This is a genomic window from Clostridium sp. NkU-1 (assembly GCA_001312405.1).
Map to the genome: position 1 here is coordinate 1 of BBDR01000009.1, position 26,481 is coordinate 26,481.

The 26,481-nt window shown below is 41.6% G+C and carries 36 protein-coding genes, 5 pseudogenes and 1 riboswitch; of the genes and pseudogenes, 40 read left to right on the top strand and 1 reads right to left on the bottom strand.

Annotation, left to right across the window (positions count from 1 at the left end; translation table 11 throughout):
• The 14 genes and pseudogenes from JCM10519_RS30125 to JCM10519_RS14275 form a co-directional block, all read left to right on the top strand.
• Positions 1–555: pseudogene (locus JCM10519_RS30125) on the top strand (hypothetical protein); the annotation flags it as partial.
• Positions 556–687: 132 nt separating this feature from the next.
• Entirely contained in the window at positions 688–2,304 is a 1,617-nt protein-coding gene (locus JCM10519_RS14220) for a hypothetical protein (protein ID WP_054739958.1), read from the top strand.
• 308 nt (positions 2,305–2,612) lie between these two features.
• A complete protein-coding gene (locus JCM10519_RS14225; RefSeq protein WP_347844258.1) occupies positions 2,613–3,404 on the top strand; it encodes a response regulator in 792 nt (263 codons plus the stop codon).
• Positions 3,401–3,670 carry an HD domain-containing phosphohydrolase gene (locus tag JCM10519_RS14230; RefSeq protein WP_054739962.1) on the top strand — a complete coding sequence of 90 codons (270 nt, stop codon included), beginning with the start codon at positions 3,401–3,403 and terminating at the stop codon, positions 3,668–3,670. The genes JCM10519_RS14225 and JCM10519_RS14230 overlap by 4 nt, the downstream gene beginning before the upstream one ends.
• A gap of 60 nt (positions 3,671–3,730) precedes the next feature.
• The gene (locus JCM10519_RS14235) at positions 3,731–4,117 is read left to right on the top strand and encodes a hypothetical protein (RefSeq protein ID WP_347844259.1); all 387 of its coding nucleotides are present in this window, start codon (positions 3,731–3,733) and stop codon (positions 4,115–4,117) included.
• A complete protein-coding gene (locus tag JCM10519_RS14240; protein WP_054739968.1) occupies positions 4,080–5,042 on the top strand; it encodes an ATP-binding protein in 963 nt (320 codons plus the stop codon). The genes JCM10519_RS14235 and JCM10519_RS14240 overlap by 38 nt, the downstream gene beginning before the upstream one ends.
• A gap of 52 nt (positions 5,043–5,094) precedes the next feature.
• On the top strand, positions 5,095–5,619 hold the full coding sequence (locus JCM10519_RS14245) for a response regulator (RefSeq protein ID WP_054739970.1): 525 nt from the start codon (positions 5,095–5,097) through the stop codon (positions 5,617–5,619).
• Positions 5,568–6,308 carry an Hpt domain-containing protein gene (locus JCM10519_RS14250; RefSeq protein WP_054739972.1) on the top strand — a complete coding sequence of 247 codons (741 nt, stop codon included), beginning with the start codon at positions 5,568–5,570 and terminating at the stop codon, positions 6,306–6,308. Before JCM10519_RS14245 ends, JCM10519_RS14250 begins: the two co-directional genes overlap by 52 nt.
• A 124-nt stretch (positions 6,309–6,432) precedes the next feature.
• Positions 6,433–7,356, top strand: a complete 924-nt coding sequence (locus JCM10519_RS14255; RefSeq protein WP_347844260.1) for a chemotaxis protein CheB — start codon at positions 6,433–6,435, stop codon at positions 7,354–7,356.
• Between the two features lie 22 nt (positions 7,357–7,378).
• Positions 7,379–7,477: a hypothetical protein gene (locus tag JCM10519_RS30130; RefSeq protein ID WP_347844261.1), complete on the top strand. Its 99-nt coding sequence runs from the start codon at positions 7,379–7,381 to the stop codon at positions 7,475–7,477.
• A 46-nt stretch (positions 7,478–7,523) separates the two neighbouring features.
• Positions 7,524–7,913, top strand: coding sequence for a hypothetical protein (locus tag JCM10519_RS14260; RefSeq protein WP_054739974.1), 390 nt, complete (start codon positions 7,524–7,526; stop codon positions 7,911–7,913).
• Between the two features lie 16 nt (positions 7,914–7,929).
• Positions 7,930–8,340 (top strand): hypothetical protein, encoded by a 411-nt coding sequence (locus JCM10519_RS14265; RefSeq protein ID WP_054739975.1) that lies wholly within the window; start codon positions 7,930–7,932, stop codon positions 8,338–8,340.
• Positions 8,333–8,734: a diguanylate cyclase gene (locus tag JCM10519_RS14270; protein ID WP_054739977.1), complete on the top strand. Its 402-nt coding sequence runs from the start codon at positions 8,333–8,335 to the stop codon at positions 8,732–8,734. The genes JCM10519_RS14265 and JCM10519_RS14270 overlap by 8 nt, the downstream gene beginning before the upstream one ends.
• A gap of 52 nt (positions 8,735–8,786) precedes the next feature.
• Positions 8,787–9,551: a UTRA domain-containing protein gene (locus JCM10519_RS14275; RefSeq protein ID WP_054739979.1), complete on the top strand. Its 765-nt coding sequence runs from the start codon at positions 8,787–8,789 to the stop codon at positions 9,549–9,551.
• A 582-nt stretch (positions 9,552–10,133) separates the two neighbouring features.
• On the opposite strand, the gene JCM10519_RS14285 is transcribed toward JCM10519_RS14275, so the two are convergent.
• Complete coding sequence (locus JCM10519_RS14285; RefSeq protein WP_054739984.1) at positions 10,134–10,742, bottom strand: LysR family transcriptional regulator; 609 nt, start codon at positions 10,740–10,742, stop codon at positions 10,134–10,136.
• A gap of 249 nt (positions 10,743–10,991) precedes the next feature.
• On the opposite strand from JCM10519_RS14285, the gene JCM10519_RS14290 reads away from it, so the two are divergent.
• The 26 genes and pseudogenes from JCM10519_RS14290 to JCM10519_RS30175 all read left to right on the top strand — a co-directional run bounded on the left by JCM10519_RS14290 (position 10,992) and on the right by JCM10519_RS30175 (position 26,433).
• Positions 10,992–11,543, top strand: a complete 552-nt coding sequence (locus JCM10519_RS14290; protein WP_347844262.1) for a YeeE/YedE thiosulfate transporter family protein — start codon at positions 10,992–10,994, stop codon at positions 11,541–11,543.
• Entirely contained in the window at positions 11,521–11,679 is a 159-nt protein-coding gene (locus tag JCM10519_RS30135; protein WP_347844263.1) for a hypothetical protein, read from the top strand. Before JCM10519_RS14290 ends, JCM10519_RS30135 begins: the two co-directional genes overlap by 23 nt.
• A 26-nt stretch (positions 11,680–11,705) precedes the next feature.
• Positions 11,706–11,933: a sulfurtransferase TusA family protein gene (locus JCM10519_RS14295; protein WP_054740180.1), complete on the top strand. Its 228-nt coding sequence runs from the start codon at positions 11,706–11,708 to the stop codon at positions 11,931–11,933.
• Between the two features lie 78 nt (positions 11,934–12,011).
• Positions 12,012–12,512 carry a YeeE/YedE thiosulfate transporter family protein gene (locus JCM10519_RS14300; RefSeq protein WP_347844264.1) on the top strand — a complete coding sequence of 167 codons (501 nt, stop codon included), beginning with the start codon at positions 12,012–12,014 and terminating at the stop codon, positions 12,510–12,512.
• Positions 12,513–12,634: 122 nt separating this feature from the next.
• A complete protein-coding gene (locus JCM10519_RS30140) occupies positions 12,635–12,784 on the top strand; it encodes an FAD-binding protein (RefSeq protein WP_347844265.1) in 150 nt (49 codons plus the stop codon).
• A 133-nt stretch (positions 12,785–12,917) separates the two neighbouring features.
• A complete protein-coding gene (locus JCM10519_RS14305) occupies positions 12,918–13,856 on the top strand; it encodes an FAD-dependent oxidoreductase (protein ID WP_347844266.1) in 939 nt (312 codons plus the stop codon).
• A gap of 240 nt (positions 13,857–14,096) precedes the next feature.
• Positions 14,097–14,264, top strand: a complete 168-nt coding sequence (locus tag JCM10519_RS30145) for a hypothetical protein (RefSeq protein WP_347844267.1) — start codon at positions 14,097–14,099, stop codon at positions 14,262–14,264.
• A gap of 7 nt (positions 14,265–14,271) precedes the next feature.
• Positions 14,272–15,267 (top strand): PatB family C-S lyase, encoded by a 996-nt coding sequence (locus JCM10519_RS14310; protein ID WP_054739988.1) that lies wholly within the window; start codon positions 14,272–14,274, stop codon positions 15,265–15,267.
• A gap of 76 nt (positions 15,268–15,343) precedes the next feature.
• Positions 15,344–16,627, top strand: a pseudogene (locus JCM10519_RS14315) (APC family permease); the annotation flags it as partial.
• A 109-nt stretch (positions 16,628–16,736) separates the two neighbouring features.
• On the top strand, positions 16,737–17,429 hold the full coding sequence (locus tag JCM10519_RS14320; RefSeq protein WP_347844268.1) for a GntR family transcriptional regulator: 693 nt from the start codon (positions 16,737–16,739) through the stop codon (positions 17,427–17,429).
• A 3-nt stretch (positions 17,430–17,432) separates the two neighbouring features.
• Positions 17,433–18,041, top strand: a complete 609-nt coding sequence (locus tag JCM10519_RS14325) for an MFS transporter (protein WP_054739995.1) — start codon at positions 17,433–17,435, stop codon at positions 18,039–18,041.
• A 56-nt stretch (positions 18,042–18,097) separates the two neighbouring features.
• A complete protein-coding gene (locus tag JCM10519_RS14330) occupies positions 18,098–18,667 on the top strand; it encodes a hypothetical protein (protein ID WP_347844269.1) in 570 nt (189 codons plus the stop codon).
• Positions 18,668–18,756: 89 nt separating this feature from the next.
• A complete protein-coding gene (locus JCM10519_RS14335) occupies positions 18,757–19,005 on the top strand; it encodes a hypothetical protein (protein WP_347844270.1) in 249 nt (82 codons plus the stop codon).
• A 45-nt stretch (positions 19,006–19,050) separates the two neighbouring features.
• A complete protein-coding gene (locus JCM10519_RS14340; protein WP_054740002.1) occupies positions 19,051–19,449 on the top strand; it encodes a DUF2089 family protein in 399 nt (132 codons plus the stop codon).
• Positions 19,450–19,461: 12 nt separating this feature from the next.
• Positions 19,462–19,905, top strand: coding sequence for a hypothetical protein (locus tag JCM10519_RS14345; RefSeq protein WP_054740003.1), 444 nt, complete (start codon positions 19,462–19,464; stop codon positions 19,903–19,905).
• Positions 19,906–19,918: 13 nt separating this feature from the next.
• The gene (locus JCM10519_RS14350; protein ID WP_054740005.1) at positions 19,919–20,209 is read left to right on the top strand and encodes a hypothetical protein; all 291 of its coding nucleotides are present in this window, start codon (positions 19,919–19,921) and stop codon (positions 20,207–20,209) included.
• A gap of 21 nt (positions 20,210–20,230) precedes the next feature.
• Positions 20,231–20,572 (top strand): phage holin family protein, encoded by a 342-nt coding sequence (locus JCM10519_RS14355; protein WP_054740007.1) that lies wholly within the window; start codon positions 20,231–20,233, stop codon positions 20,570–20,572.
• 282 nt (positions 20,573–20,854) lie between these two features.
• Positions 20,855–20,937, top strand: a riboswitch (glycine riboswitch).
• 164 nt (positions 20,938–21,101) lie between these two features.
• Positions 21,102–21,455 carry a hypothetical protein gene (locus JCM10519_RS30150; protein ID WP_347844271.1) on the top strand — a complete coding sequence of 118 codons (354 nt, stop codon included), beginning with the start codon at positions 21,102–21,104 and terminating at the stop codon, positions 21,453–21,455.
• Positions 21,400–22,185, top strand: a complete 786-nt coding sequence (gene gcvT, locus JCM10519_RS14360; RefSeq protein ID WP_347844272.1) for a glycine cleavage system aminomethyltransferase GcvT — start codon at positions 21,400–21,402, stop codon at positions 22,183–22,185. The genes JCM10519_RS30150 and gcvT overlap by 56 nt, the downstream gene beginning before the upstream one ends.
• A 78-nt stretch (positions 22,186–22,263) precedes the next feature.
• A pseudogene (gene gcvH, locus JCM10519_RS14365) lies at positions 22,264–22,618 on the top strand (glycine cleavage system protein GcvH); the annotation flags it as partial.
• 44 nt (positions 22,619–22,662) lie between these two features.
• Complete coding sequence (locus JCM10519_RS30155; protein WP_347844273.1) at positions 22,663–22,854, top strand: hypothetical protein; 192 nt, start codon at positions 22,663–22,665, stop codon at positions 22,852–22,854.
• A pseudogene (locus tag JCM10519_RS30160) lies at positions 22,796–23,563 on the top strand (aminotransferase class V-fold PLP-dependent enzyme); the annotation flags it as partial. The gene JCM10519_RS30155 and the pseudogene JCM10519_RS30160, both read left to right, overlap by 59 nt.
• A gap of 103 nt (positions 23,564–23,666) precedes the next feature.
• Complete coding sequence (locus tag JCM10519_RS30165) at positions 23,667–23,984, top strand: hypothetical protein (RefSeq protein ID WP_347844274.1); 318 nt, start codon at positions 23,667–23,669, stop codon at positions 23,982–23,984.
• A 4-nt stretch (positions 23,985–23,988) separates the two neighbouring features.
• Positions 23,989–25,451, top strand: a pseudogene (gcvPB, locus tag JCM10519_RS14375) (aminomethyl-transferring glycine dehydrogenase subunit GcvPB).
• Positions 25,435–25,692 (top strand): hypothetical protein, encoded by a 258-nt coding sequence (locus JCM10519_RS30170; RefSeq protein WP_347844275.1) that lies wholly within the window; start codon positions 25,435–25,437, stop codon positions 25,690–25,692. The pseudogene gcvPB and the gene JCM10519_RS30170 overlap by 17 nt, the downstream one beginning before the upstream one ends.
• Before the next feature lie 120 nt (positions 25,693–25,812).
• On the top strand, positions 25,813–26,433 hold the full coding sequence (locus JCM10519_RS30175) for a lipoate protein ligase C-terminal domain-containing protein (protein WP_347844276.1): 621 nt from the start codon (positions 25,813–25,815) through the stop codon (positions 26,431–26,433).
• The last annotated feature ends 48 nt before the right edge of the window (positions 26,434–26,481 follow it).

Consider the following 26,481-nt stretch of genomic DNA (forward strand, 5'->3'; position numbering starts at 1 on the left):
GCGGATGCTGACTCCGATGCAGATTCAGACGCAGATGCCGACTCAGATGCGGATGCTGATTCAGATGCGGATGCCGACTCAGACGCTGATGCGGATGCTGATGCCGACGCTGATGCGGATTCAGATGCAGACGCGGACGCCGACGCCGACGCTGATGCGGATTCCGACGCAGATGCGGATTCCGATTCAAGCACAGATTCTAATTCTGGCTCTGGCAGAGGATCCGGTGGAAGTTCCAGTTCGGGCTTTGGCAGTGGTGATTCAGGATCAGGTCCAGGCATCGTTTTAGGTGGCGGTACGGTTGAAATTCTGGATGAGAGTGTTCCTCTGGCATCTGCCGAAGAGGTGGGGGCTTCATTAGAAGCCGGTTCAGGAGTTGATACGATTGAGATAACAGATGAACGTGTGCCACTGGGGGCTCTTCCTAAAACAGGGGATGAGACAGTAAAAGGAGTTCGATCTATGCTTCCTAAAGCATTAATAGGATTTGGAGCCATACTTTTAAGTGCTGGTATTCTTTGGTTTAAAAAAAAGAAGATAAAGCAGAATAATTGAAAAGCATGATAATGTTTTGATAATGCAAGGTGTAAAGGAAGGCAGGACTGGTGAGGGATAAACTCACCAGTCCTTACTGGGTTAGTTAGTTGGCTTTTCAAATTTAAAATGGCTTTGAAAGGAGATATGCTGATGAATGAAAAAAATAATACTTACGACTTAACAGAAATTATGGGTAAAATGACAGCTTTTAAAGAAAAGTTATCAAAAACAGATGTCAGTGTTCAAAATGGTAAAGTAAAATGCTTTATTTCAGTTGGTCAAAAGAATAAGAGAGCTGTTGTTCTAAGAGGGATTGGAAATGATAAGAACACTGCTTTTAAAATGGCTCAGGATAAGACATTGAAATATATTAAGGAGAAAAATATCAATCCCCCATGGCTGAAAGCAGATTTCGTTACTATGGAAAAGAAGCTTGCACGATCAGAATTTCTGCAGCTCGCTTCTGTCATTAAAATATACTATTTTCAATACGGAATAGCTTTTGATGTTTTTTATAATCATTCCTTTTTGCAGCAGGAAGTAAATGGGGCATGTCTGATAAAATACATGGAGGGCGAAGAAACCAATCCTGACCCTGATGAAACCATTGCCGAGCTTGCAGGCATTTCCATTGATTTAGAGCAGAAAAAAACCAGGGTGGAACTAAACTGGAAAAATATTAATTCCCATTTAAAATACATAAGGGGACAAGCATGTACTTTAAGTGATGACGATGTAAAAGATATCATCATTTTTCAAACAAAGAGCTGCTTTTTTGAAGAAAATGATTTTTATGAATTAGAAGACGCAGAGCTGTGCTGCTCAAGGAGAAAAATAGATGTAAATTCCCCTGAATTGGTTCGTAATCTTCTGGTAAACAGCTCCAGATATCTGGCATCTACCGTATTGGATAACGGAAGATTCATTTATGGATATTTCAGTTGTTATAACAAGGAAATTGCTTCTTACAATTCTGTGCGTCATGCATTAGGAGTTTATGCCCTGTCTGAAACCTATCTTGTTACAAAAGATCAGACGCTTATAGAACCTATTCGAAAATCTTTGGCATATCTGGTTGAAGCCTATATTTATACCATCAAGGGTTACTCGTTTGTTGTGGATTATGAAAGCAATCATGAGATTAAGCTGGGAGGACTTGGAGTTGCTGTTTTGGCAATTGTCAAATATCTTGAAATATTTGATGAAAAAGAAATTTATCTTCCTTTATTGAAACAGATTGGAAAAGGCATACGGTATATGCAGGATGAAATAACAGGCCGGTTTACCCATGTGCTGCATTTTCCTGATCTGGAAGTGGTAGAACGGTTCCGGATTGTTTATTATTCTGGAGAAGCTGCTTTTGCCCTGATGCGTATTTATTCTGTAGATAAAAATGATCTTTGGCTGGAAACCGTGCAAAAGGCATTTGATTACTTTATTGAAAATGATTACTGGAAGAACAGTGACCATTGGCTTGCTTATTGTACAAATGAACTGACTGCAGTAATACCGGAAGACCGGTATTTTGAGTTCGGACTAAAGAACACGTTTTATAATCTTAATTATATTATGAAAAGGATCACAACATGGGCAACTTTTCTTGAAATGCTGATGGCAGCTAAAACCATGATTAGCCATATAGAAAAGCAGGGGAGAGAATATCTCCTTGATGGCTACGATATAGAAAAATTTGAATCAGCATTACAAATAAGGGCGGAACGTCAGCTTAATGGTATCTTTTTTTCCGGAGCTTGCCATGTATTTTAAATCGCCGGAAACGATTTTGTGGGGTGTTTTTATAAGGCACCATACATTCAGAGTTAGAAATGATGACGTAGCACATCATTTATCCGGATATTGCCACTATCTGACTGAGGTACTTCTGTCAGACGGCCCGGTCGATTCGGAACAATAAAAAGCTGCAGCAATTACTCCTCCAACTGCAATATTATTCTGGATACTCTGTTTTAAAGAGAAATATACCCCAAAGAAAGGTATGATTGTTAGTCTGTTTTATACTAAGATAAAGAGGAAAATAATGGAAGCATTCAAAATCGTTGGAGGAAGTTATGGATTTGAATGAAAAAGATATTGTATTTGTAGTTGATGATGATCCGATCAGTTTAAAGCTGACAAGGGATGCGCTGATATCTAAGATGGATGTGGTGACGATTCCAAGGGCAGAGGAGTTGTTCCGGATCATTGAACGGATAGTTCCTGATCTGATTCTTCTTGATGTACTGCTGAAAGATAAAAGCGGTTATGAAGTTCTCCGGCAATTAAAAGAAAATGATAAGATACATAATATACCGATTATTTTTCTAACGTCAAAAACGGCTGAGTCAGAGGAACTGGAAGGTCTTGCTTTGGGAGCCGTGGATTACATGTTTAAGCCTTTTTCGCCTCAATTGCTCCAGGCAAGGGTCTCTCTTCATATTAAAATGGCAAAGCAGCAGAAAGAACTGAAAATTTACACTTCCGGTCTTTTCGAACTTGTAGATAAAAGGACCAGCTCTCTTAACAGGCTGCAGGGGGCCATGATGAAAGTTTTAAGCGATATTATTGAAGCCCGGGATGATACAACAGGAAGCCATGTTGTGAGAACAGAAAAATTATTGCAGCTTATTATTGAAGAAATGCAGCAGCAGGGCATTTACGAAGAGATTGTAGGAGGTTGGGACATTAATTTGTTTTTAACCTCCTCTCGTTTGCACGATATTGGAAAAATAAAAATTCCGGACAGGATTTTACTGAAGCCAGGCCGCCTGACAGAAGAGGAATTTAAAATTATGAAGCAGCATGTGCAGCTAGGAGAAAAAAAATCATTGATGGGATTCAAAAGGATTGCGGTGAAGAATTATTATTGACATATGCAAAAAGTATCATAGGTTCTCATCATGAGAAATGGGATGGTTCCGGGTATCCGCTGGGGCTTTCCGGAAACAGTATTCCGCTGGAAGGCAGGCTGATGGCGATTGCTGATGTATATGATGCCCTGGTATCCAAACGTCCTTATAAAGAGGCTTTTTCACATGAAAAAGCAATGGATATTATTATGAAGTCAAAGGGGAATCATTTTGACCCAATACTCTCTGATGTATTTTATTGTGTGGCAAACCGTATAAGAGGTTAAATGATTTCCGCTGCACTTCCGGTGAAGAGGAATGGAAAGATTGGACAGGGAGGATTATCCATGGAAGATGAAAAGCGATATGAATACATCCATGCAGTCATGAATGAAGCGCCTTTTGCATTCAGTATTTTTGATGAGAATTTTCGTTTTCTGGAATGTAACCGGGAGAAACTGTTTCTCCACGGAGTGGCAGACAGTAAAGAATGTTTGAGACGGTTTTGGGAGTTTGTACCGGAATTTCAACCGGATGGTTTGTTAAGCAGGGACAAATGGCGGGCGATGATGATGAAGGCCTTGGATATTGGAAAGGTAAGTTTTGAATGGGAATATGTGAATGGTAACAGAACGGTTCCTGTAAAAATCAAACTTGTGAAGATTTCTGCCGACAGCAGTACTTTTCTTGTGAAGTATGAAAGGAATCTTCTGGGAGAAAAAAAAGTATATTAATGATTTGCTTGCGGTGCAAAAGGATCTGGAAGAGGCTTACAGCAACTCAGTAGAAAGCGAAAATGCAAAAAGCAGATTCTTTGCTATGATGAGCCATGAATTAAGGTCCCCCCTCCAGGTGATTATCGGAGCAGCAGAGCTTATGTTTCAAAAAGGAATCCCGGAAGCTGCAAAGGGATACTTGACCCTGGTTCAACAGTCAGGATATCATTTGCTTGGAATCATAAATGAAATTCTGGAATTCTCCAGTATTCAATCAGGAAAAATAGAGGTGGATTGTGACAGCTATACCATGTCATCTTTGATTTCTGAAATTAAGGATATGATAACAGTCCTGCTGATGGGGAGTCCGGTGACATTTTCGGTTCGGGCAGACAACAGGATTCCGGAAAAGCTGAAAGGTGATAAGCGCCACATCAAACAGGTTCTTATCAATATCCTGAATAATGCGGTAAAGTATACAACGGAGGGTTATATTGAACTGAGTATCAGCTTCAGGAAGCTGGACGATGACCAGGTCCGGTTGTCATTTTCCGTCAAAGACACAGGGGTGGGAATCCGTCAGGAGGATATGGAGAAGTTATTTCAGGAATTTGGCCGCCTGAATGAAAACAAACAGACCGAAGGGAATGGGCTTGGCTTGTTTGTGGCTCGTGAAATCAGTCAGGCTCTTGGTGGGGATATCAGCGTGAGCAGCGAGTATGGAGCCGGCTCTGAGTTCGTTTTCGAACTGGTCCAATCTGTTGAAGATGAGCAGAAGCTGGCATGGGTAGAACATGGGGAAAGAAACCAGGTTTTGATTTTTGAAGAAAAACCAGATCAGGTTTTTTTCTCTTTTATATGCACTGAACTGCCTGGGTCTGCAGACATTTTCCGCAAAGAGCAGGGAAGAATTTCAGAAGGAAATTTCCAGGGGTGCCTATGATTATGGATTTGCCTCTGCTGCTGTGGTTCTTGAATGTGAGGAAGCCGGTATCTTGTCTGCCTGTGAGACCAGGCTTGTGTGTATCATGGATTTTGATGACAGGAGGGAATACCGTTTTTCTGAGCACAGAATCAGGCAGATATGGCGTCCTTTGTATTGTTTGAATGTTGCGGATATTATAAACAGATCATGGGAAGAGGTTCCGAAGTGTTCATTGAAAACGGCTGGCAATTCATCTTATGTCTCATGTAAAAGGGTTTTGATCGTAGATGATATGCCAGTCAACCTTCGGATAACCGGAGAGTTGGTCCGCACCATAGGAATAGGAGCGGATACATGTATGAGCGGATTTGAAGCAATTTCACTGATGAAAGAAAATCATTATGATATTGTATTTTTAGACTATATGATGCCTGGCATGGATGGGATTGCTACGGCACGTGCCATACGTGCCATGAGAAATGAAGATCCTTTTTACGGCAGGCTGCCAATTATAGCCTTGACTGCCAATAGTTTTGAAGGCAGATGGATTATCTTGAAAAGAATGGAATCGATGATTTTCTTACCAAGCCTGTGAGTGTGAGCGATTTAAAAAAGATACTGGGTAAATGGTTTCCGAAGTTTGATGCTGCTTATGAGGTGACAGGAACAAAAGCGGGAACCATGGAGAAATTATTGGAAATACCAGGTGTATCTGCACTTGATGGATTGCGTAATGTGGGAGGTTCTATGGAAGCTTATCTTGACATTCTGTCAGATTTTTGCAGGATGGCGGGAGAATACAGTTCTAAAATCAGACAGAGCTTGTCTGGTGACAGGAGACAGGAGTTTGTAGTATGCGTTCATGCCTTAAAAGGGGCTGCCCGGGGAATTGGGGCGCTTCAGTTTTCCAAGTATGCGGAAGCGCTTGAAGAGCAGATATGTACAGGGAAGCTGGAGAAGTGGCAGGAGGATACGGAATGGCTGCTGGCAAAGTTTAAGAAATTGACTCTTGATATTAAAGAAGCTTTGAAGCTTTGGGAGGAAGAGAAATGTGATGAAGATAATATTTCCATACTTCATCTGGATCTTTTAAAGAAAGCATTGGAAGAAATGGATATCCATACAATAAACAGTCTGATAGTAGGATATAAGGACTTAACACCAAGATCGGCTGCCAGAAGGATTTTTGGTGAGATTGAACCTTTTATTTTATTATTTGATTATGAAGGAGCGGGAAAAAAGATAGATCAGATCATGAAAGAGAAAGTTAATATATGTCAGTAACTAAAATTGCTTTATTATACCATAAAATGAGGTATTATTTACAAGTTACTGATATGTTATAATAATAATTAATTTCGTATTTTTATCGTGACACAATTATAATTCTAAAGAAGGCTGGTATATCATGCAGGAGCGTAAAATTAAAGTATTAGTTATTGATGACAGCGTTTTATATCGTAAGATTATAAGCAAAGGGATTATTCAGGACCCAATGATTGAAGTTGCAGCAGTGGCTGAAGATTCGGTTTCTGCTCTCAGGGCCGTTTTGGAAAATCCCCCGGATGTGATTACCTGTGATGTAGAGATGCCTGGAATGAGCGGGATTGATTTTGTCAGGCGGATGTTATCTGGTTGCTTTATTCCCATTATTATGGTAAGTTCAGTCAGTAATACAGTATTTGAAGCAATGGAGGCAGGCGCTGTCGATTTTGTAGTGAAACCGGATATTAGTTTTTCAGGGGGTAGAACTGCTTTTATACAGAATTTGATAAAGAAAATAAGAATTGCTTCTACAATAAGGAAGAAAAATCCGGTTCAGAATACAGCCGGATCTTCATTTACCCAAACCATTTCCAGCAGCGATGGTGTGATTGCGATTGGTGCTTCTACCGGAGGTATGGAAGCAATCCGGAGTATTCTAAATCATATTGCGCCCCCATTTTCTTCGGATACCCTGCCAGGAATACTGATCGCACAGCATATTCCCCCGTTTTTTTCAAAAATGTTTGCAGACCGTCTTTCGTCAGTCACCTTTCTTCATGTGAAAGAAGCCGAAACCGGCGATGCAGTGGTGCCTAATCAGGTGTTGATTTGCCCTGGAGGGCATAACATGAGGCTCGTTAAAAATGGAGAGGCAATACAGGTAGAGTGCTTTTCTGCTGAGGTTGCAGATGATTCCTGTCCGTCTGTAGATATATTGTTCCATTCAGTGGCAGAAGTGAGCGGACAGCAGGCCATTGGGATCCTTTTGAGCGGAATGGGGTTTGATGGGGCCCAGGGACTTTTGGCTATAAGAAAAAAATGGCGGACGGACGATTGGTCAGAATAAAGAATCTTCCGTTGTTTATGGAATGGCTAAAGTGGCTTTTGAAATTGGAGCAGTGGAACAGTTGGCGGATCTGGATGATATTCCTGAAATATTAGCGAAATTGCTGACTGGAACAGAATAGCACAGGATCAGGTTCTGAAATTAAATGGATATAAAGAGGGAATTTTATGAGTTCAGAAGTGAAACTGCTGTATGATTATTTGTTGGATATGATTTATGATCTGGAACATGCGGAACTGAATACAGAGGATCTTCCGGAAGATTTTAGAATGCTTGGAAAGCAACTGGTTTTATTCGGGAAGTCTGTGGAAGAAGTTATAAAATTAATGGAATTTGTCACAGAGTTTTATAAAAATGTGGATCTTCCTTCAACGGAGAATGAACTAAATGTTTGTATGGAAAAACTAGATCTCATTTTAAAGGATATGCTTCCATCCAGAATTCACATGGATTATTTTTCCGATGTTTTTTCTGCTATGATGAAGCAGCTGGCACTTAAACATCTGGAAAAGATAAAGAAAATCGAAAACAGCTGTAAAAAAATCCCTTGCATTTGAGAAAGGCAACAGTCTTTTGTTTAAAGCGATTGTTGATCAGATATCCCAATGGGTAGTTGTAATGGATGGATCCAATTTTGAATGGTTATACGTCAGCAGCGAAGTGGATCAGGTTCTGAGCGATTTAGGGTCTGAACGGCAGCTGCGCCATTGGATGGGCAGCCAGATTTATATGAATCAGAATAATAATCAGTCTCTTCCTGTGGAACTGGAATTGAAAAGCGACCATGTTGGAAGCCAGTATTTCGATGTAAATATTTATTCCATGAATTGGTTCATGCATAAGATATTTGTATTTGCTTTTTCTGACGTGACTGCTGAAAGAAAACAAATACACAGGCTTCAGGGTATGACCAGATTTGATAGCATGACGATGGTTTATAATCGCGGTTATGGTATGGATGTGTTCAAAAAAATGGATGACTGAAGAAGAACGTTTTATATTGTGCTTTATTGATTTAGATAATCTAAAATATGTAAATGACACATTTGGACATACGGAAGGTGATAATTATATTCTTTATGTTGTAGAACTTTTACATGAGTTTTCTGCAGGGGCAGTCGTTTGCCGGCTGGGCGGCGATGAGTTTATGCTTCTTGAAAAGAATATGAATGAGCAAAATGCAGAAGAGAGATGTGAAATGCTTCGTACAACATTAAAAAGTTATTATCAAAATAAAACTCCTTATGATTGTTGTATCAGCTATGGCATTGTTGAGATTCCTGCCGGATCTTCCACAAGTGCAGCTGAATGGCTGAATATGGCTGATGAAAAAATGTATAAGTACAAACGTTCCCACAAAGCTGAGCGGAGAATTTAAAGGAGTGGGTAAGGTCTTTAAGAGGGAAAATTAAATTTTAGGAGAAACTTTTATGCTGGATCAGAATGCATTGGTTCCACTTTACGAACAACTGAAAGATGCAATCAAAGACGATATCAAGGCTAAGATATATTGCCCGGGTGAACGTATTCCCAGTGAGGCGGCGCTTGAGGAAAAGTACCGGGTTAGCCGTATCACTGTCAGAAGAGCAGTAAAAGAGCTGTGTGAAGAGGAAATTCTTGTTCGTAAACAGGGAAAAGGAACGTTTGTATTGAATATGGGATTAAAGAACCGGTCAGACCGTCTGTGCGGCTTCCATGATTCCATAGAAAGACAGGGAAGAAAGGCCAGCACAAAAATCCTGGAAAAATCAATCATCCATGTAAATGCTTCTTATGCAGAGGATCTTAAGATCGGGACCGATGACGATGTGGTATATCTTAAGCGCATTATGTATGCAGATGATATTCCTATGATGGTGAATATGTGCTACCTTCCGTTAAAGCGTTTCCCTGGGATCGTTGATCGAATGACAGGGGATTTTTCTGTGTTCCGGATCATGGAGAATGGTTATTGCGTCAATTTGAAGGGGTATCATAAAGTATTAAAGGTACGAAGAGCCACAAAGGAATTTTCCAGGTACTTACAGTGCCATACAGGGGAACCATTGTTTGATCTTTTTAAGCTCACGTATAATACAGAAGAAGTTCCCCAGCATATTGCAATCAGTGTAATAAAGAGCCATAATACATCGTATGCATTATCCAGTGACGAGGATGACCGGATGACCCATGTGGGCATAAGCTGGAAGATATAAAATGAAACGGAACCCCATGTTTTTTCAAAATAAAGCACAGCAGCCTGTGAAGACATAGGAATGTGCCTAAGGAGTATTTATGGTTAAAATCGATTGTCTGGGCGATATGTGCCCTGTGCCTGTTATGAGATTAAAAACTGTCATTGATTCCATAAAAACGGTGAGGAATGTATGTTGGTTACGGATCACAGCTGTACAATTTCAAATATTGAAGCTTTTTGTAAGGCAAATAATTTAAGTTATGCTACGGAAGAAGTCATTAACGGTGTTTGGGAAGTTACTGTTTCTGCTAACAAATAGTCTCTTTTAGTATTGCTTCAATATACTTAATGAGTTTTGACGATTCATGATTGAGAGGAACACTGGCAGCATTTTTTTATGGAATAATATTCATTATCAAATTCCAGGCATGGACATTCAATGATGCGGAGTTGTTTATTGTAGAGTTCCTTCTTAATTGCCATATAAGGAAGAAAAGCAAGCCCGAAGCCATTAATAGCAGATAATTTAATGGATTCCGTAGATTCAAGAGTATAAGGAATATGAAGCTGACTGATGAGGATTCCGTTTTTGCCCAGCATTTTATCCAGTACCTGTCTTGTTTTTTTGGGCTTTTACCAGCATCAGCAGAGGATAATGATAAAGATCCTGGCAGTCTAACTGGGAAGGAACCTTCATTTTTTCTCCGGCAACCAGAAAAACACGGTCGGAAAATACTTTTTTAGCCCTTAAATTTTTATCATTGGGTCTGCCTATGATAATTCCCATATCAGCAAAGCCTTTTGAAACTTTTTCTTCTATGATTTTGCTGGACATCATCTCCATATTAAGTGTAAATTCCGGGTACTTGTTTTTTACATGGTAAAAGGTGCATGGCAGGGCATAAGAATACACACAGGGAGAAGCAAGGATATGTATGGTTTTATTTTGGTTCTGTGCATTGGATATATCAACCAGCATTCTGTCATAGGACGATAATATTTCAAGAGCACGGTTATAAACAAGCATACCAATGTTAGTCGGAATCACGCCCTGATAGCTCCGTTCGAAAAGCCGTGCACTGAATTCCTGCTCCATGACCCGCAGCTGCTGGCTTAGTGCGGACTGGCTGATATTCATCAGTTCCGCAGTTTTTGAGATGCTGCCGGATTCCACTATCTTTATAAACATTTTCAGGTTATGAATGTTCATATTACCCCGCCTTTCTGAAATTTAATTCTAAATCAGTTGATAGAACTGTTAAAAACTTAACAGTTCTTTTTGTTCTTTTATTATAGCAAATATAATTCGGTGTGGCTAGTGTGATAAAATAATGGGTTATAAGTAAATCTTATGACATATCAGATTCTTGATTAACTGAATTTTCATAAGTGTGGTATAATCTGAATTGTGATTTTGTTATAATATTAACAAATACTATTTTAAGAAAGGGGGATTTACGTGTCAGAGGTAAACACAAGCATAAGTGGGGGAAGAGTGCGTAAACCAAGAAAACCCAAAAAGAGCCAGATTCCATATGCAATTTTGCTTACAATCCTGATTATTGCTTTTGGATTTTATTTGGCAGGAGGGAACAGTAAGCTGCCCGTTTATTGGGGATTCGGAATTGCATTCGGGTATATCCTGCAGCGCTCTCGTTTCTGCTTTACGGCAGCATTCCGTGACCCATGTATCACCGGAAGCACATCCGTAACAAGAGCTGTACTGGTGGCAGTTGCAGTTGGAAGCGTTGGTTTCTGGGCAATCAAGTATGCCAGCGTAATGGCTAGTGCAGAATCCAATTTCAGTATGACCGGCGTAGCGCCCATTGGATTGCCCTTGATGGTCGGCGCGGTTCTGTTTGGTATCGGAATGGTCATTGCCGGTGGCTGCGCATCCGGAACCTTGATGCGCGTTGGAGAGGGCTTTACCATGCAAATGCTGTCTTTGGTATTTTTTTATAGCAGGTTCTTTCTGGGGTGCACACGATATGAACTTCTGGAGCAGATTTAATGAAAATGCTCCGAAAATCTTTCTGCCGAATGTGTTTGGCTGGTTTGGTGCAATCGTTGTACAGGGATTGATCATTGTCCTTTTATACATAGCAGCCGTCAAATGGCAGGAAAAGAAAATGGGAAGTGCGGAATAAAATTTAAAATTAAAGGAGATATAAAAATGGCTGAATTTACATTAGATTGTCTGGGAGAGGCTTGTCCGGTCCCGCTTATGAAAACTGAGAAGAAAATGAATGAGTTATCCGTAGGAGACGTTTTAGCCGTATCCATCGATCATAGCTGTGCAATGAAGAATATTCCTGAGTGGGCAAGAAAACAGGGACATAACGTAGAAATTGAAGAAGTGGATGATGGTGAGTGGGAAATTGTCATTGAAAAGACGAAGTAGATAACTTCTGTGAAAGCAGGTGAATAAATTTGAAGCAATTTTTTTATTAAGCTTGGCGATCATCCGATTTACAAAAAAATGTTAAAAGAACCTTTAACATACGTGGCTGGTGCAGTTTTGCTTGCAGTTTTTCAAATTGCCCATTTTGCAGCCCTGGGCAGCGGCTGGGGAGTAACAAGTGCATTTGCCAACTGGGGCACCTGGATCTACAAAGCACTTGGCGGTGACGCAAGCGGCTGGGTATATTATGCTTCTGAAAAAATGCAGAAGGAGCTGAATACTAGCTTTCTGGCAGACGGCGCGTCCATCAGGAATTTAGGCATTGTATTAGGAGCCTTTGCGGCAACGCTATTTGCATCACAGTTTAAGATCAAGAAAATCAAGTCATTACGGCAGGTAGTGGCGGCAATTCTCGGCGGTTTGTTAATGGGCTATGGAGCAAGGCTTGCAAATGGCTGTAATATAGGAGCGTTATTTACAGCAATTTCAGCTTTTTCCTTATCCGGCTGGGTATTCGGTGCATTTTTGCTTGTAGGAGCTTTTCTGGGAAGCAAATTATTGGCCAAATATTTTATGTGATTTGTAATCATGGGGCGATCATATTTGATTGCCCCTAAAAAAAATATCAATATCCAATCATGGGAAAAGAAAAAAACGGCTGTGAAGGCTGAATAAGAGTATTCAGAAAGGAACAGGTTGTAATGACTAAAAAGACAGAATCATATGACGTTGTAATTATAGGAGGCGGAGCAGCCGGCTTAACTGCAGGAATATATTGCGGCAGAGCCAAGCTTAAAACGTTGATTATAGAAAAAAACTCTGGTAGGCGGGCTTGCAACATATACCAATGAAATAGAAAACTATCCCGGTTTTCCAGATGGAGCAACAGGGCTTGGACTGATGGAATTATTCCATAAACAGGCTAAAAAAATTCGGTGTGGAATTTAAATTAACTGATGTGAAATCCGTATCCCTGGAAGGGATATGAAGCAGGTAGAGACCTTCCGTACCATTTACCAGGCAAAGGTTGTGATAATCGGAAGCGGCGGCAAGCCTCGTTTGACCGGAGCAAAAAACGAGGACTTATATCTTTATGACAAAGGAATTTCTTTCTGTGCCACCTGTGATGCAGCGGCAAATACCGGGAAGACCGTTATGGTAATCGGAAGCGGAGATGCAGCCATTGAAGAGGGGATATTTTTAACCAAATTTGCAGACAAGGTTATGGTATCTGTTATGCATGAGAACGGTAAAATGGACTGCAACGAGATTGCAAAAGCACAGGCTCTTGCTAATCCCAAAATGGAATTTATCTGGAATACGGTTGTGGACAGCTTTGAAGGAGAGGAAAGGCTGCACACAGTTGTATTGAAAAATGTGAAAACAGAAGAAAAGATCCCTGTTCCTGTAGACAGCTGTTTCCTGTTTATCGGTTACCTGCCAAATACAGAATTATTCCGTGATATTCTGGATATGAACCGGGGAGGTTATCTGATAACAAATGAACGCATGGAAACAAATATACCCGGTGTATTTGCAGTAGGAGATGTACGGGACAAATACTTAAAGCAGGTTGCGACAGCAGTAGGAGATGGGGCTGTTGCCGGATATGGCGCAGAAAAGTATGTGTCGGAAAGCGAAATATTTGAAAAGCAGATCATGAATGAAGGAAAGCCTTCCCTGGTGTATATCTATAATGCAATCGATCCCCATGCAAGGGAACTTCTGCCGGTTTTCAAAGAGTTTGAACAGGATCATTGCGACATCCGGGTATCCTGTATCGATATTTATAAGTCAGATGGAATTGCAAAACGGCTTCATGTTGAGAAAGCACCCTGTATGGTCTGGATCAAGGAATGCCAGATCATAGAAAAATATTATGATGAAATAACTCCGGAGCGCATAAACAGCATTTGCAAATAGGAAAAGTACAATTGATCCAATTATTGTTTCAACGTCCTGCGGCCAGGCCTGGCCCAGGGCGTATTTTTTTTGTTTTGTAATAATATACAAAAATTAAACTTTTTTTTGTTAAAAAAAGTTGAAATTCATAAAAATCATTTTTTAATTGTTGAAAATTGTCGCAAGTCAGCTTATTATATAATATAACAAGTTGACTTGCGTAATATATACTATTTTATAACATGATAAAAGGAGAAGACTATGAGAAATTCATTTGATGAAGGAGTAGATCGTCATGGAACGGCCTGCATTAAATGGGACTTTCAGGAAACTGATTATGGCATGAGCGGTTTGCTGCCGTTTTCCATTGCCGATGGGGATTATCCAACCTACACACCGATACTTCATGCATTAAAAAAAGCGCATTGACAATGGTGTGATTGGCTATACGGATTTGAATGAAGAATATTATACTGCAGTTTCAGGGTGGTGCCAGCGTCGTCATGACTGGAAGATAAAACACAGTTGGATCGTACCCACTGGCGGAATTGTTCCGGCAATCTGTAATGCATTAGAAGCTCTGACGGAAAAAGATGCGAAAGTCATAATACAGCCACCGATTTACGATCCGTTTTATTCCATCATTCAGGCATCCGGAAGGCAGCTGATAAAGAATGATTTAATTCTGGATGAGAATGGTTATCATATGGATTATGATGGCTTGGAAGCTGCCTGTAAGGCTGGCGGTAAGGTCATAATCTTATGCAGTCCTCATAATCCGGTTTGCAGGGTCTGGAAGAAAGAAGAGCTTAAGCGCCTTGTGGACATCAGCAAAAAGTATGGGGTTATTATCATTAGCGACGAAATTCACTGGGACCTGACTTTAGGTGATAATGTACATACGACCATGGGGAAATTTGAAGAAATCCAAGACAGGCTTATTGTATGTACCAGCTGCAGTAAAACCTTCAACATAGCAGGACTTGAGACTTCAAACCTCATCATTCCCGGTAAGGAATTAAGGGAAAAATATCAGCAATGGTTATATGCGAGATATCTTTTCTGCCCTAATACCTTAGGTCTTGAAGCAACCAGAGCAGCTTATGAAGACGGGGATGAGTGGGTAGATGAAGAACGGGAATACCTGACTCAAAATGCAGAGGCTGTCTGTAAATTCATGAAGGAATATCTTCCAGAGGTAAGGGTTGCAAAACCGGAAGGGACCTATTTGCTGTGGTTTGATATGCGGGCATACCATCTTACCAGTGAGGAGCTGGTAAAACGGATCGCAAAAGCCGGAGCCGGGCTGAACAACGGCCATCATTATGGGGAAAAATACGATGGATTTGTCCGCATGAACATTGCTTGTCCAAGAAAACAGTTAATGGCGGGACTTGAGTGTATGAAACAGGCACTGAATGATATTGGGTGATTTTACAATGAGGAGGTAGCGTTATGTCAGAAGAAAATAAACAGGATGGCTTAAAAAAAAGGTTCTTGGATTCAGTGATTTATTGGGAATTGGGGTCGGACAGATTATTGGATCAGGTATTATGGCATTGACAGGAATTTGCATTGCACTGACGGGAGCAGGTACGCCGCTGGCATTTTTAGTGGCCGCAGTTCTGGTTATATGCCCCAATTTGGTACTCGCTGTATTGGGGAGTGCGGTGCCGGCAACTGGTGGTATGTATACATATGTCAGAGACTACATTGGTAAAAAAACAAGTTTCTTTTATCTTTCATTATTGGTTGCAGGACAGCTGGTACTTTCTATGTTTGCGATTACCTTTGCAACTTATGCCTGCAGCCTGATACCCGGCATGAATCAGACCTTTGTTGCATTCGGGATCCTGACCTTATGCTATGTTATGAATCTGGTGGGAGTTGATATGGCCACAAAGCTGCAGAACATCCTTGTAGCCGTACTGATTGCAGCTTTGGCAATGTTTATCATATTAGGTCTTCCAAAGGTAGATTGGTCTGTATTTCGGGCTGAGAAGGCTTTATGCCAAATGGATTTATTAATTTTTTTAACCGCATCAAGTCTCCTGACCTTTGCGACCGGCGGAGCTGAATTTTTAAGCGAATTAGGCGGAGAAATGAAAAATCCGGGGCGTGATTTACCGCGGGCTATGATCGGAAGCACCATATTTGTGGCTGTTATTTATGCGCTGATCGGAATTGTAGCTGTTGGTGTTTTACCGGTTGATCAGGTGGCAGGCCAAAGCCTGGTGCTTGTAGCAAGTGCAGTTTTGCCAAAGCCATTGTATGTGTTCTTTATCGTCGGCGGAGGTATGTTTGCAGTTGCTTCCACATTAAATGCAACCTTTACCTGGTGTACAAAAGGGTTATTGATTGCGGCAGAAGAAGGCTGGCTTCCAAAGCAGGCAGCATCTCTCACAAAAAGAGGAACACCATGGGTATTGCTTACGGTATTCTATATTGTCGGTGTCGTACCGGTATTAACCGGAATTGATATTGCAACAATCGCAATGCTGGGCAATGGAGTATCCCTTATTTATGTCATGTTCCCGATTTTTACCGGATATCTGATTTATAAGAAAAATCCGGATGCAATGAAAAAAACAACATTTAGAATCAGCAGACCCATCCTTGCCATACTGACAACCGTTGCATTGGCTGGATATGCATTAGCAGCGGTATTAAATTTCAGCGATATTGAAAGTGCATGGAAGATAATGGCAGTATACAGCATAATTGTCATCATCTATGCATTTATAAGGGAAAAGAAAGTTATTCATTATTCTTCCGCCAAGTCAGGAGAATAAAAGTTACTTTTTACATGTCATGTGATATAATAAGATAAACCAATATTGCATGACAGGAGAAATATTATGCTGAAAAAAAGTACAAAGCACAACCACGTTATATGAGCAGGTGGTAGAACAGATAAAAATTATGATAGCTCAGGGTGTATATCAAAAAGGGGATATGCTTCCAAGTGAAAAAGATCTGATACAGATGACTGGAGTCAGCAGGATTACCGTCCGTGAAGCTTTGAAATCTCTGGCAGAGGTTGGAATTATTGAAACAAAAAAAGGAAAAGGCAGCTTTGTCCTAGTGGATGCAAAAACTCTGACTCCTGATGAGACTGCGGTAGAGCAGCAGGCAGATTATCAGAAAAACTTCTTAAATTCCAGCAGGGCAAGGCTGATATTAGAGCCAGAGCTTGCCCGTGTTGCTGCTGTAAGGGCAACGGAAGCAGATATTCAGGAAATCGGGAATACACTTTTTGTAAAACAGTCTGTACCGGCGGCTGAGAACCAGTTTGACAATTTTCATTATGCGATTGCAAAAACTGCCGGCAATGCAGTACTGATAGATTTTATGAAAGAGCTTTTAGAACTTGAAAGTCAGAATGAAAGCCGCAATCGGGCTGTCCTGAGTCTGGTTACCCCTGAGCATCAAAAAAGGATTTCCGCTGAACTGAATAGTCAGCATAAAAAAATATTTAAGGCAATAGAGAACCATGATTCGGAATTTGCTTATTTTTATATGAAGGAGCATATGATGTACCTTTTAAATTCTTATGAGGAATATTTTGAACGGTTCTTCTCAAAACAGGAGTAAAATGTGAAAATTACAAACTATAAAAGTTACCCGTGGCTGCTGGTAGTATGCTATTCATTACTGGGAATATTTTTTCCGGCAGCAGTCACTCAGTTCAGTATGGTGGTCAACAGCCTGTCGGAAGCGCTTGCTGTTGACCGCCAGGTGATTTTGCTGGCTGATACTACCCGGGCCGTGTGCCTTGTCACGGCCATGTTTTTATCCAGTTATGTCTACAAACGTTTTGGACTGAAAAAAACAATGGCTTTGGGACTGATGTTTCAAATACTGCCCCAGTTTCTCATACCTATGGCTGTAAATGGAAAATACATACTATTATTATTTCTTTTTAAAGGAATGCAGGGTTTTAATGCAATGGCTTTTCCGCTTTATATTTCAACCATAACTTTATGGATGGACAAACGCTATACCGCATTGGCAACAGCCTTATTTAACGGCAGCTTTGTAGCCGGAAGCGGAGTTGGGGCATGGATTTCCGGAAGGATCGTACCGGTACTGGGCTGGCAGGCTTCCTTCTATGCTGTCGGCGGAATCTGCCTGTTTTTTGCAATTCCGGCGTGGCTGCTGACAAAAGAAAAAAATTATAGAAGTTCCCCAGAAAAGCCGGCTTAACGTCCCTTCAAAAAAACGTATACGGAAACGTCATCAGGCAGCCTGTTACCTGGCTTTTGATATTGGCCCTAATCGCCAATACATGGGTCTGCCAATCTGTTACCGTAGATATGTCTGTCTATGCAAATATAATCGGATACAGCTATGGTCAAACCGGTAATCTGATGCTGGCAATCAGCTTTGTGACTGTAATTTCATCAATTATGGCCGGCGGGGTTTCTGACTGGTTTGCCATGAGAGCAAAGAACAAAGTAAAAAGCAGAAGCATGATCATGGCGACTGGCTATGGATTAAGTACTATGGCGGCTGTTTTGCTTCCAAATGCATCTGCCATAGGGTTCCTGCCATTGGCACTGGTCTCCTGCGCAATGATGTTTGGAGTATCCTGGGCTGCCGGAGTTTTCTGGGCGCTTCCCATTGAAGTGTATACTGAAGACGATAATATCCCGGGAACAGCATTCTGTTCCGGTGCGGCCAATATTCCGAATCCAATCGCGCCTATGGTCGTGGGCGTATTACTTGGTAGCAATGGACATTGGACTGCCGGTTGGCTGACCTGTGCTTTGGTTTCTGTACTTAGCTTATTATCCAGTCTGGTTCTGGCAAGACATAAAAACAAACAATAAAAAGGAAATAAAGATGCTCCACATGGGCAGTGCATTTTTTGGCATATAAAAAACAAGAATATTAAAGCAAAGAGGTCTGTAAATTGTCTGTGGCAGTTTACGGCCTTTTTGTTTATCAGAGAAACACGACGCAGGCTGTCGTTCCCTTTGCTTATTCTTCATTTTCCGATTGCAAAAATCATGAAATGGAGGACAAGCCCTATGGCGGCGCTGGAGCAAAACAGATAAACGCAAGATTAATATTATTAAAAGGTTATTTTTATATATTTAAATTAAGTATTAATAATTTTAATGTTATAGTTAACATTATTGATTTTAATATTGACATATTTAATTGATGGTCATATACTATAATCAAATAATACATTAGGAAGGTGAAATCAATGAAATACAAAGCCCCGGGTAAATGCCCCGTATGTGGTGAAAAACTTTCCATAACCAAGCTAGGCTGTCCCAAGTGCTCAACAGTTATTGAAGGAGATTTCCAGCCTTGTGAATTCTGCCGTCTTCCAGCAGAAGATCTTGAGTTTGTCAAGGTATTCATAAGATGCCGCGGTAATATCAAGGATGTTGAGAAAGAACTGGGGATTTCTTATCCCACGGTCCGCGGTAAACTGGATTCAGTCATAAGAAGTCTTGGATATGAAGTGTCATCAAAAGAATTGATTAAGGAAAATGAAGACAAAGCAACCGCCAGGAATGAAATTCTTGACCAATTGTCAAAAGGTGAAATCTCATCGAAAGAAGCAACAGAACGGATAAAAAAAATCTATAATAAATAGGAGGGTCAGTCTGTGAGTGAACAACAAAAAATATTAGAAATGATAGAAAAAGGTCAGATTACCGCTGCCGAGGGCATGGAGCTTTTGGAAGCTCTGAATATGACGAAGGAAGCAGAGACAAAGCAGATGGTGGAAACCGTAACTACTGCAAGACGAACTTATAAATTCCTTAAAGTTAAGGTTACGTCGGATAACAATTCTGTTAATGTTAACGTAAATATACCCATACGTCTGCTGACCACGATCAGTGAAATTGCTGATAAGATGACTACTATGGTTCCTGCGGATGCCAGAAGGGAGATGGAAGCGAAAGGTATTGATATTTCCAGCATTGATTTTGCAAAAATAATTGAGGAGATCATAAACGGTACCTTGGATGAACCGAATATCGTAGATGTGGAAGCATGGGATGAAAGCCATAATGCGATGGTGAAGGTGAGAGTATATGTTGATTAGGAGCTGTCGTTTTTTGTGGATCAGGCTCTGGATTGATAACAGAAGGTTCATGAATATTCCCTTTCCAATTCCTTTGTATATTTTTCGGGAATTATTGGACTGTTTTCAGGACTTACTGGCTGCTGCATGTTTTTTTGTACCGAAAGTGCCTGATCCGGGTTTATCCTCCCAAATCACCATCGATTCCGTGAAAGATCTCGTTATCATGGCCATGAAACTTCTGGATTCTTTAGCCGTGGATGCACCCTATGATCTTGTTGATGTTACAACTGACAAAGTCAAAGTAATAATTAAAATCAGGTAACACATGTCTTTTGGAGGTAAAATGTCGAAACTGTTCATAAAATATATATCTATCATATTGACCATATATCTGCTGTCATTTGTATCACACACGGTTTATATTGGCAGTATCCAGGCACTTCTTATCATGGGATTGGTGCTGCTTTTGGTAAACTTTATATTAAAGCCGATTCTGCTGTTGATTACATTACCAGTCAGTCTGCTGACCTTAGGATTATTCAGCTTTATTGTGAATGCCTGGACGATCATGATTGCAGATCATTTTGTAACAGATATAAGCATGGGCGGCTTTCTTAATTCGCTGCTTGCCGCTTTCATCATGGTTATCTTTAATCATCTGTTCCGCGATACCAGTAGGGGGTAAAATTATTAGGTTGTAAATATCAGATGTATTTAACAATATCATAATATCAGATAATTTGGTGAAAAATTAGAAAAGTCCAGAGGCAATCATCATTAATTTGGCAGGAAGCAGGAGAATGTCCGGCAGATGCCGGATCGTGCCGTCTCCCTTATCCAGTGATTATTAAGACTGCGGTCAGAAGCCTATTGACAGATAAAAGACTCTCTGTAAAAAGTTAAGGAAAAAAATGATTGACAGTGCCTAAGTAGTCTGATAATATCAATTATAAATAATAAGTGACGGATGATGGATCGGAGAGAGAGCACATATCTGTGCCGCCGAAGGGGAAGGCAGAAACTCTCAGGCAAAAGGATCGGATTCGGACGTAACTCTGGAGAACATTTATGTACCGACGAAGTCAATCTTTCAGGTAAAAGGACAGAGGCAGACAGGAATATTTGATACGGATATTTCTTTCTGCCTTTTTTTGTGCATATAAACCGATGATGTTCCTATATTATCATATAAATTATCTAAGGAGGATTAAGACATGGAACTAAAAACACCGCTTTATGAGATGCATTTAAAGCATCACGGCAAAATGGTCCCTTTTGCCGGGTATCTGCTTCCCATCCAATATGAAGAGGGGATCATAAAGGAGCATATGGCAGTAAGAACAAGGGCAGGGCTTTTTGATGTTTCCCATATGGGGGAAATAAGCTGCAGGGGAAAAGACGCACTTAAAAATCTGCAGCGGCTGCTGACCAATGATTTTACCGATATGGCAGTCGGACAGGCAAGATACAGCCCCATGTGCAATGAACACGGGGGAACGGTGGATGATCTGATTGTTTATAAAAAAAGAAGAAGAGGAGTACTTTATCGTTGTAAATGCTTCCAATAAAGAAAAGGATTACAGGTGGATGCTGGAACATAAATTAGGAGAAGTGGTGTTTGAAGATATTTCTGATAAAATCACACAAATCGCCCTGCAGGGTCCCAGATCACAGGAAATACTTATGAAACTGACAACAGATATTCCTGAAAAATACTATCATGCAATTTTTGATGGAAAAGTGGCAGGAATCACATGCATGGTATCCAGGACTGGTTATACAGGGGAAGATGGTTTTGAGCTTTATTTAGACAATGCATATGCTGAGACAATGTGGGAGACCCTCATGGAGGCAGGCAGGGAATACGGACTGATCCCATGCGGACTGGGAGCCAGAGACACTTTGAGGCTGGAGGCCGGCATGCCGCTGTACGGACATGAAATGAACGATGAAATCAATCCTGTAGAAACCGGTCTTGGGTTTGCTGTCAAAATGCAGAAGGAGGATTTTATCGGTAAAAGCCATTTGCCGGATAAGGATTCCCTCATAAGAAAACGTGTGGGCTTAAGAGTCACAGGGCGGGGAATCATAAGGGAACAGGAGGATGTACTTGTAAACGGGAAGAAAGCCGGTTTTACAACATCAGGAACCCATTGCCCCTATCTGGGGTACCCGGCAGCCATGGCTATTTTGGATAAGGAATATGGGAAAACAGGGACAAAAGTGACGGTAATCGTACGGGGAAGAGAAGTGGAAGCAGAAGTGGCAGCCCTGCCATTTTATAAAAAATCAAAATAATCCATCAAGGATACACCCTGTGGGTGTACTTACATGCCCGGAAAACGCGGGCAATAACAAGGAAAAGGAGAAGGAAACATGAAGGTATTAGAAAATCTGGTTTACACAAAAACACATGAATGGGTGAGATTTGAAGATGAAACAACAGCTGTGGTCGGACTTACGGATCACGCCCAGCAGTCATTGGGGGAGCTTGTTTTCGTCAATCTTCCGGAAGAAGGTGACGAAACTACAGCCGGTGAACCATTTGCCGATGTGGAATCTGTAAAAGCCGTTTCGGATGTGTATTGCCCGGTGACCGGAGTCGTATCAGAAGTCAATGAAGAACTTCTGGATGCACCGGAAAAAAATCAATGAGGCTCCTTATGATGCCTGGTTTGTAAAGATAACTGATATTACGGATAAAGAAGAATTCTTAAGTCCTGAGGAATACGGAGAGTTTGTAAAAAAAAGAAATGGAATAAAGGAGATCTGCATATGGGTTCATTTGTACCGGCAACCGATCATGACAGAAAAGAAATGCTGTCAGCGATCGGAATTGAGAGCATAGAAGACCTTTTCGGGCAGCTCCCCCAGGAAGTTCTGTTAAAGGATGGATTGAATCTTCCCAGTGGAATGTCTGAAATGGAAGTGTATAAGAGGATGGAAGGCATTGCCGGAAAAAAATAAGGTATTTCCGGTCATATTCAGAGGGGCAGGCGCTTACAGCCACTACATTCCGTCCATTGTGAAAAGCGTATTATCAAAAGAAACCCTGTACACTGCGTATACCCCGTATCAGGCGGAAATCAGCCAGGGAATCTTACAATCCATATATGAATACCAGACGATGATCTGCGAGCTTACAGGAATGGATGCAGCCAATGCTTCCGTGTATGACGGCGCGGCCGCGGCAGCAGAAGCAGTAGCGATGTGCAGGGACAGAAAGAAAAACAGGGCCTTTGTATCCGCAGCAGTTCATCCTCAGGTAATGGAGACCATAAAGACTTATTGTTTTGGAAACGGGATAGAACTGACTGTTATTCCTGAGAAAGACGGTGTAACGGATCTGGATTTTCTGAAAAAGAATCTGGATAGTCAGGCTGCATGTGTCTATATACAGAATCCCAATTATTACGGCAGCCTGGAACCGTCGGCCGAAATTGGAAGTATGGCAAAGGAAGCCGGCGCGCGGTATATCATGGGCGTAAATCCTATTTCCTTAGGGATCATAAAGACGCCGGCAGAATACGGTGCTGATATTGCAGTGGGAGAGGGGCAGCCCCTTGGACTGCCTCTGGCATTTGGCGGACCATATATCGGCTTCATGGCATGTACGAAAGAACTGACCAGAAAGCTGCCGGGAAGGATCGTGGGAGAAACTGTTGATTCCAACGGAAAAACAGGATACGTCCTGACCCTTCAGGCAAGGGAGCAGCATATCCGGAGAGAAAAAAGCGTTAAGCAACATCTGCTCAAACCAGGCCCTTTGTGCATTGGCAGTGTCAGTCTATTTAGCGGCAATGGGAGCAGAAGGACTGAAGCAGGCAGCCATACAATGCATGTCAAAGGCTCATTATATGGCAGACCAGTTGGAAGCAATCGGATATCCGGTTGTAAACCGCGGGGAATTCTTCCACGAATTTGTGACCATTTCAAAGCTTCCGGCAGAAGAGGTGATGAGTGTACTGGAAGAACATGGAATTCTTGGCGGCTATCCTTTAAACGGTGAAAGAGCGGGACAGATTTTATGGTGCTGTACGGAAATGAATGCAAAGGATGACATTGACCGTGTCATTGGCATTCTGAAGGAGGTGTAAGGTTATGCTGATATTTGAAAAGGGACAGGAAGGAAGAAAGATGAGCATCCTGGCGGAATGTGATGTGCCGGTGAGCCTGCCGGAAGAAGGCAGCTTAAGAAAAAAAGAGCCTGCACCTTCCACACGTGTCTGAAAATGATATAAGCAGGCATTATACAGAAGCAGCGAAAAAGGCATATGGTGTCAATGATGGTTTTTATCCTCTGGGTTCCTGTACCATGAAATATAATCCCAAGATCAATGAAGACGTGGCATCCCTTCCCGGATTTAAGCAGATCCATCCGCTGCAGCCGGAGCATACGGTGCAGGGCTGCATGGAGGTACTTAAAACAGCAGAGCAATACTTATGTGAGATTACCGGAATGGACCGCATGACCTTTCAGCCGGCAGCAGGGGCCCACGGTGAATTTACCGGGCTTTTGCTGATAAAGGCATATCATGAAAGCCGCGGTGACAAAAAAAGAACTAAGATCATTGTACCGGATTCCGCCCATGGAACCAATCCTGCAAGTGCGGCAATGGTAGGCTTTTCCGTAATCAGTATCCCGTCTGCTGACGACGGCGGAGTAGATTTGGAGGAATTAAAAAAAAGCTGTCGGGGAAGATACGGCCGGACTGATGCTGACCAATCCCAATACATTAGGTCTTTTTGATAAAAACATACTGGAAATCACAAAAATCGTTCATGATGCCGGTGGCCTGAATTACTATGACGGAGCAAATTTAAACGCCGTCATGGGTATGATAAGACCTGGTGATATGGGGTTTGATGTGGTTCATCTAAATCTCCATAAAACCTTTTCTACTCCCCACGGAGGCGGAGGCCCGGGCAGCGGACCGGTAGGCTGCAAGAATCTCCTGGCTGAATTTTTACCGGGTAACATGGTGGAAGAAGATAAGGGATATCTGTTTCAGCGTCCGGCTCACACCATTGGACAGGTGAAAAGCTTTAATGGTAACTTTTTGATCGTGGTCAGGGCCATGACGTATTTATTTATGCTTGGAAAGGAAGGAATTCCGGAGGCCTCAAAGCATGCCGTTTTAAATGCCAATTACATGATGGCCCAATTAAAGGATGTATATGATATGGCATACCAGGGACCCTGCATGCACGAATTTGTCATGAGCCTGGCAAGGCTTAAAAAAGAAACCGGTGTATCAGCCATGGACATAGCAAAGGGCCTTTTGGACCATGGAATCCATCCGCCGACCATGTATTTCCCATTGATCGTACCGGAAGCTTTAATGGCAGAACCTACGGAAACGGAGTCAAAGGAAACCTTGGATGAAGTGATTTCTGTATTGCGCAGCCTCCATGAAACAGCAATGTCTCATCCGGAAGCTCTGCATCAGGCCCCCATCCATACGCCGGTCACCAGACTTGATGAAGTAAGGGCAGCCAGAAATCCAATGTTAAAGTATGACTTCTTAGATAAGGAAACAGATAAAGATGATACAGGAAATTAAATATATAAATGGAAGCAGCTATGACCCCTATCTGAATCTTGCCATTGAGGAGTATTTATTAGAAACCGCAGGGCGGGATACCTGTATCCTATACCTTTGGCAGAATGAAAATACCGTTGTAATCGGTAAGAACCAGAATCCATGGAAGGAATGCAGGATCCGGGAGTTGGAACAGGATGGGGGTCACCTGGTAAGACGCTTTCAGGTGGAGGCGCCGTATTCCATGACCTGGGCAATTTAAATTTTACGTTCCTTGTAAATAAGAAACATTATGATCTGGATAAACAGCTTGAGGTCATTTTAAGCGGGGTCAAAAAAACTGGGAATCCATGCAGAGAAATCCGGACGGAACGATATTACCGTGTCAGACAGGAAGTTTTCCGGCAATGCCTTTTATACCAGAGGGGAGAAATGCTATCATCATGGAACCCTGCTGGTTGGTGCAGATATGGAGAAGCTTTCCAAATATCTCCAGGTCTCAAAGGATAAGCTGGCCTTAAAAGGAGTGGACTCTGTTAAATCCAGGGTGACTAATCTTTCTGAATATCGGGCTGACTTAACTATCGATATGCTAAAAGAAAAGCTTCTGGAGGCATTTGAGGAAACTTATGGACGTAAGGCGGTTTTCTGCAGGCAGGAGGACTTAGACCGGGAAGCATTGGCGGAGGGAAGAAAGAAATTTTCTTCCTGGGATTGGCTGTACGGGCGAAACATGGATTTCCAGTACGAACTTTCAAAACGGTTTGTATGGGGAAATGTAATCTGGCAGTTTCAGGTGAACAGCGGGATCATAAAGGATATCCAATTATTTTCCGACTCCATGGAACCGGATCTTATGGACCGGATCCCCGGATATATAAAGGGAAGCAAATATGAAAATGAGGATATTTATAATAAGCTGGATCAGGTGCCTGCAGAAACCCAGGCTCAGTCGGCCATGATAAAAGACTTAAAAGAGTTTTTTGCTGCTGCAGAATTATAAAGACCAGGGAGGGATAGGATGGAGGAACGATATGATCTGATTGTTATT